This window comes from Microbacterium sp. K35, from assembly GCF_004794375.1.
In the GTDB taxonomy this organism is placed as follows: Bacteria; Actinomycetota; Actinomycetes; order Actinomycetales; family Microbacteriaceae; genus Microbacterium; species Microbacterium sufflavum.
The window spans coordinates 1-6128 of the sequence record NZ_SSDM01000012.1; the positions used below are offsets into that span (position 1 = coordinate 1).

Consider the following 6128-nt stretch of genomic DNA (forward strand, 5'->3'; position numbering starts at 1 on the left):
CGCGCTCTCCGCGGGCGTCGCCTCCCGCACCGGCCCGCGGAGCCGCACCGCCCGGGCGAGCGGCTGCCACCAGAAGTTCAGTGCCGCCACGGCGTGCACGGCGAGCTGGATGCCCTTGCCCGACGAACGAGGCCCCGCGAACGCCCATCCGCGGGCGTCCGCATCCTTGAGGAGGAGCGTGCGCGCATCCGGCATGCCGTCGCGATCGACCGTCGCCAGGGTGGCGGCGTGCGGCTCCGGCACCCCCTGATCGGCAGCGAGCCGGATCCACGAGAGGAACAGCGGCAGGGGCTCCGCCGGGAGCGCGGCGACGTCGACCGGTCGCCCGCGACCGGTGAGCGCCGGCAGGCTCCGCAGCCATGCGCGCATGTCGGACGGATGGTTCGGCGCGGGCGTGCTCATGCTCCCGATGATGTCACGCCGCCGTCGCTCGGGCCGCGCCGGGTCAGGCGAGCTCGATGAGCTCCTGGTACTCCTGGTTCCAGATGTCCTCGACGCCGTCCGGGAGGATGAGCACCCGCTCCGGGTTGAGCGACTGCACCGCTCCGGGGTCGTGCGACACGAGCACCACGGCGCCCTCGTAGTGCGCGAGCGCCCCGAGGATCTCCTCGCGCGACGCCGGGTCGAGGTTGTTGGTCGGCTCGTCGAGCAGCAGCAGGTTGGCCGACGAGACCACGAGCGTGGCGAGCGAGAGGCGGGTCTTCTCCCCACCGGAAAGCACCCCGGCGGGCTTCAGGACGTCGTCGCCGGTGAACAGGAACGAGCCGAGCACCTTGCGCGCCTCCGTCTCGGTGATGTGCGGAGCGGCGGAGACCATGTTCTCCAGCACCGAGCGGGAGACGTCGAGGTTCTCGTGCTCCTGCGCGTAGTAGCCCACCTTGAGGCCGTGCCCCGGCTCGAGCTGGCCCGTGTCGGGCTGGTCGACCCCGGCGAGCATCCGCAGCAGCGTCGTCTTCCCTGCGCCGTTGAGTCCGAGGACGACCACCTTCGAGCCGCGGTCGATCGCGAGGTCGACATCGGTGAAGATCTCCAGCGAGCCGTAGGACTTCGACAGCCCGGACGCCATGAGCGGGGTCTTGCCGCAGGGGGCAGGCTTCGGGAACCGCAGCTTCGCGACCCGGTCCTCCTGCCGCGCCTCGTCGAGTCCGGCGAGCAGCTTCTCGGCGCGCGCGATCATCTGGTGCGCGGCCGCGGCCTTCGAGGCCTTGGCGCCGAAGCGCGCGGCCTGCTGCTGCAGCGTCGTCGCCTTCTTCTCCGCGTTCGCGCGCTCCTTCTTCCGGCGCTCCTCGTCGGCGGCGCGCTGGCGCAGGTAGTTCTTCCAGTTCATGTTGTAGATGTCGATGACCTGGCGGTTCGCGTCGAGATAGAACACGCGGTTCACGGTCTCCCCCACGAGCTCGACGTCGTGACTGATGACGATCAGGCCGCCCTTGTAGTTCTTCAGGAACTCACGAAGCCACACGACGCTGTCGGCGTCGAGGTGGTTGGTCGGCTCGTCGAGGATCATCGTTTCGGCGTCGGAGAACAGGATGCGCGCCAGCTCGATGCGCCGACGCTGACCGCCCGACAGCGTCGAGAGCGGCTGGTCGAGGATGCGGTCCGGCAGCGAGAGGTTGTGCGCGATCGACGCGGCCTCCGCCTCCGCGGCGTACCCGCCCTGCGCCTCGAACCGCTCCGTGAGCGTGGCGTAGCGCTTCATGGCCTTCGCCGCGACCGCCGGGTCGTCCGAGCCCATCGCGAGCGACGCCTCCGTCATGCCGAGGTTCAGCTGACCGAGGCCGCGCGCGTCGAGGATGCGCGTGCGCGCGAGGTCTTCGGGGTTCCCGGAACGCGGGTCCTGCGGCAGGTAGCCGAGCTCACCCGATCGGGTGACCGAGCCTCCGGAGGGCAGCACATCCCCCGCGAGCACCTTGGTGAGAGTGGTCTTGCCGGCGCCGTTGCGCCCGACCAGTCCGATCTTGTCTCCGTCGCCCACGCGGAACGACACGTTCTCCATCAGCAGGCGCGCGCCAACGCGGATCTCGAGGTCGTGCACGGCAAGCACAGCGGACGTCCGTTCCTTCGGGGTGGGTGAGCGGCCGATCGGCCAGCCTCCCAGTATATGCCGCCCGGAGAGCCTCACCGCCCGGCAAGATCCCTCCCGAGAGTGAGAGCCGGAATACCGCAGAGGGATGCCCGCTGCGCGACCGCCTGCCTACCGTGCAGGAGTGGACATCCTCAACGAGCTCATCATGCAGGCGATCGCCTCCCCCTGGCTGTACCTGGTGCTGTTCGCCGTCACGGTGATCGACGGGTTCTTCCCGCCCGTGCCGAGCGAGACCGTGCTCGTCGCCGCGGCCGCCGTCGCCGCATCCACCGGCGACGGAAACCTGCTGCTCCTGGGGCTCGTCGCGGCGGTCGGTGCCGCCATCGGCGACAACCTCGCCTTCCTGATCGGACGCCGACTGGGCACCTCACGGTTCGCCTGGATGCGGCGGCCGAGGGTGGTCACGGCCTTCGCATACGCCCAGCGCGCGCTCGATCGACGCAGCGCCACGCTCATCCTCGGCGCGCGGTACATCCCCGTCGGTCGCGTCGCGGTGAACATGTCCGCGGGTGCGCTCGGCTTCCCCTGGCGCCGGTTCCTGCCGCTGAGCCTGATCGCGGGCGCGAGCTGGAGCGTCTTCAGCCTCGCGATCGGGCTGCTCGCCGGAGCGTGGATCAAAGATCAGCCCCTGCTCAGCGCCCTGCTCGGCATCGGCGTGGCCCTCGTGATCGGTGTCGTGATCGACCGGATCGCCGCCGCCCGTCGTCGCCGTGCGCCCGTGGCCCACCTGGCAGGATGAGAGTCATGGCACGCCGCCGAGCCCGACCCCCGCGCGCGCCGCGGATGAACCGCCGCGCCACCGCCCTCGCGGCGCTGTATGCGGCGGTCGTCGTGCTGTACGCGCTGCTCGTGCCCCTGCAGACCGTACTCTCCGGCACCCCCCTGCCGCTGACGTTCCTCGTCGGCGCGGCGCTGTGCGGAGCGCCGCTCGTCGCCCTCGCCCGACCGCGCACGGCCATCGCGCTGTTCACCGCCGCGACCTTCACCCTGCCGCTCCTCGTGGTCCCCGCGCAGGCCATCCAGTCGCCGTGGCCCTGGTCGGTGCCGGCACTGCTCACCTTCGTCCTGTTCGTGGGGGTCGTGACCTTCGTGCACGGCCCCCGCCTCGGAGCCGTCGCCCTCGTGCTCGGGGCCCTCACGTCGCTCACCGCTCCGCTGCTGCGAGCCGACATGGTCGCCAGCGACGCGTCCGCCGGGAGTGCGACCGCCGACCTCATCGTGACGTCGTCGCTCGCCGCGGCCATGTACCTCATCGCCGTGCTCGTCGCCGGACGTGTCCGCGTGGCCCAGGAGCTCACGCGCGAGCGGGAGCACAGCGCGCTGGAGGAGTCGCGCCGCGCCCTCGTCGAGGAGCGCACACGGATCGCGCGCGAGCTGCACGACGTGGTGGCGCACAGCATGTCGGTCATCCAGGTGCAGGCGTCCACCGCGCGATACCGGATCCCCGGGCTCGACGACATCGCGACGGCCGAGTTCGAGGACATCGCCGCGACCGCCCGCACCTCGCTCACCGAGATGCGGCGCATGCTGGGGGTGCTGCGCACGGAGGACCAGCACGCCGAACTCGCCCCGCAGCAGGGCCTGGACGACGTCCCCGCGCTCGTGGACAGCATCCGCCGCGCCGGCGTCGAGGTGGGGCTCGTGATGGAGGGCACGGATGCCGCGTCTGGCGCGGAGCCCACCGTGCAGATCGCCGCGTTCCGCATCGTGCAGGAGGCACTGAGCAATGCCGTGCGCCATGCTCCGGGGGCCCGTGTCACGGTGCGCGTGCACGCGGATCCGGCGGCGCTGCGGCTCGTCGTGCAGAACGCCGCGCCGCCGCGACCGCCGGAAGCCCACCCCGGCGGCTACGGGCTGCGGGGAATGCGCGAGCGCGCGGAGATCCTCGGCGGCAGCCTCTCCGCCGGCCCCACGGACGACGGCGGCTGGCGCGTCGAGGCGACCCTTCCCCTGGCCAACGGCTCGACCCCGACCACCGCCGACCACGGCATGACGGCAGCCCCACCGGCCGCAGCAGACGAGGAGACCCCGTGACGATCAGCGTGCTCATCACCGACGACCAGGCGATGGTCCGTGCGGGTTTCGCCGCCCTTCTCGACGCCCACGACGGGATCCGCGTGGCCGGACAGGCCGCGAACGGCGCCGAGGCCGTGGCGCTGTCCGCCCGGCTCGATCCGGACGTGATCCTGATGGACGTGCGGATGCCGGAGCTCGACGGCATCGAAGCCACGCGCCGCATCCTCGGCACGTCGTATCCCGCCGCTCACGTGCCGCGCATCCTGATGCTCACGACGTTCGACATCGACGACTACGTCTACGACGCGCTGGAGGCGGGCGCGAGCGGCTTCCTGCTCAAGGACGCCCTGCCCGAGGAGCTCGTGCACGCGGTGCGGGTGGTCGCGGGCGGCGACGCCCTGCTGGCTCCGAGCGTCACCCGCCGCATGATCGAGCAGTTCGCCGGACGACGCCCGCGCGCCCCCCGCTCCGCGACCGTGCTGGCGGAGCTGACCGATCGCGAGCGCGAGGTGCTGGTGTTGATCGGTCGCGGCCGGTCGAACTCCGAGATCGCCACGGACCTCTTCATCGCGGAGCAGACCGTGAAGACGCACGTGGGCAAGGTGCTGTCCAAGCTCGGCCTGCGCGACCGCGTCCACGCGGTGATCCTCGCTTACGACACCGGGCTGGTCGAGCCCTCGTCCTGACTCCCCCCACGGTAGGGGTCTGATCGACACCGCAGGGTGATGCCGCCGCGGACACCCCATCCCTAGCCTCCGAGGACACCGTTCCGAGGAGGACCCATGGCCATCGTCCAGGCGCTGCCCGCCGCCGCTCCCCCGCCCGCGCCGTCCGCACGACGCGACACCGGCATCGACTTCATCCGCGCGCTCTGCGTGCTCGGCGTGGTGGTGCTGCACGCCATCATGGTGGGCGTCACGGTGGCCGACGGCGCCCCGGTGTTCGAGAACGCGAGCGACGGCACGGGATGGATCGCACCGCTCAGCTGGGTGCTGCAGGTCATGCCGCTGTTCTTCGTGATCGGAGGGTTCTCCGGGCTGCTCGCCTCCCGTCGGCTGCGGGCGAGGGGCGCGAGCACCCTCGACTTCCTGACCGCACGGGTACACCGGCTGCTGCGGCCCGCAGTCATCACGGTCGCCGCGGTCGGCGTGGCACTGGCCGTCCTGACGCTCCTCGGCGTCCCGGCCGAGCTGATCGCGGTCGCGGGCTTCCGCTACGGGCAGCCCCTGTGGTTCCTCGGGGTCTTCCTGCTGTGCCAGCTGCTGCTGCCCGCCCTGGCGGCCCTCCACGAGCGTGCTCCGCTGCGCACGATCGGCGCGCTCGCGGCCGCCTCGGTCGCGGTGGATGCGCTACGCGGCGTGACCGGCGTGGCAGGACTGGGGTTCCTCAACCTCGCCTTCGTCTGGCTCACGCTGCAGCAGCTCGGATTCTTCCTCGCCGACGGGCGCATCGACGCCCTCGCCCGCCGCACCCGGGTCGCCGTCACCGCGGGCGCCGGAGTGCTCCTCACCGTGCTCTTCGTCGCCGGCGTGTACTCCCCCGACCTCATCGCCAACATCAACCCGCCCACCGCCGCGCTCCTGCTGGTCGGCGTCGTCCACACGGGCCTGCTGTCCCTGCACCGCGAGCGGATCGCCCGGGCGAGCAGCACCGTCGCGGCGGCGGCGTTCACGCGATTCGTCACCCGCCGCACGATGACGATCTACCTGTGGCACATGCCCGTGCTGCTGGCGATGGCCGGCGTGACCGCGGTCGTCGCCCTCGGCACCGGTGCCGCTCTCCCGGCGCTCGACGGCCCGGAGTGGTGGCTGACACGCCCGCTGTGGCTGCTGTCGGCGCTGGCCCTGACCGCAGGGGTGGCCGTCGCCGTCGACCGCTTCGAACGACAGCCGGCGCCGACGGGCACCCGATCGTCCGGGCGGCTGGTCTCGGCCGGGCTGCTCGGGCTCGGCGGCGTGGTGCTGCTGCTGGTCGTGGGCACGTCCGTCACGACCGCGGTCGTGGCCGTGGCCCTGCTGATGGCCGC

Annotated in this window: 6 protein-coding genes; 4 read left to right on the forward strand and 2 right to left on the reverse strand. The window is 72.1% G+C overall.

Annotated elements, in window-relative coordinates; translation table 11 throughout:
* Together DW299_RS00065 and DW299_RS00070 are read right to left on the reverse strand one after the other, a co-directional pair.
* Nucleotides 1-402 (reverse strand): pyridoxamine 5'-phosphate oxidase family protein (locus DW299_RS00065; protein WP_136035203.1); only part of this gene is annotated, 402 nt, incomplete at its 3' end.
* Nucleotides 403-445: 43 nt separating this feature from the next.
* Complete coding sequence (locus DW299_RS00070) at nucleotides 446-2044, reverse strand: ABC-F family ATP-binding cassette domain-containing protein (protein ID WP_136035204.1); 1599 nt, start codon at nucleotides 2042-2044, stop codon at nucleotides 446-448.
* A 163-nt stretch (nucleotides 2045-2207) separates the two neighbouring features.
* Here DW299_RS00070 and DW299_RS00075 point away from each other — a divergent pair, with 163 nt between their 5' ends.
* The 4 genes from DW299_RS00075 to DW299_RS00090 all read left to right on the forward strand — a co-directional run.
* Nucleotides 2208-2825, forward strand: a complete 618-nt coding sequence (locus DW299_RS00075; RefSeq protein WP_136035205.1) for a DedA family protein — start codon at nucleotides 2208-2210, stop codon at nucleotides 2823-2825.
* 5 nt (nucleotides 2826-2830) lie between these two features.
* Entirely contained in the window at nucleotides 2831-4120 is a 1290-nt protein-coding gene (locus tag DW299_RS00080; RefSeq protein WP_136035206.1) for a sensor histidine kinase, read from the forward strand.
* Nucleotides 4117-4788, forward strand: a complete 672-nt coding sequence (locus DW299_RS00085; protein ID WP_136035207.1) for a response regulator — start codon at nucleotides 4117-4119, stop codon at nucleotides 4786-4788. The genes DW299_RS00080 and DW299_RS00085 overlap by 4 nt, the downstream gene beginning before the upstream one ends.
* 96 nt (nucleotides 4789-4884) lie before the next feature.
* Nucleotides 4885-6128: acyltransferase family protein (locus DW299_RS00090; RefSeq protein ID WP_136035208.1), on the forward strand; the 1244-nt coding region annotated here is incomplete at its 3' end.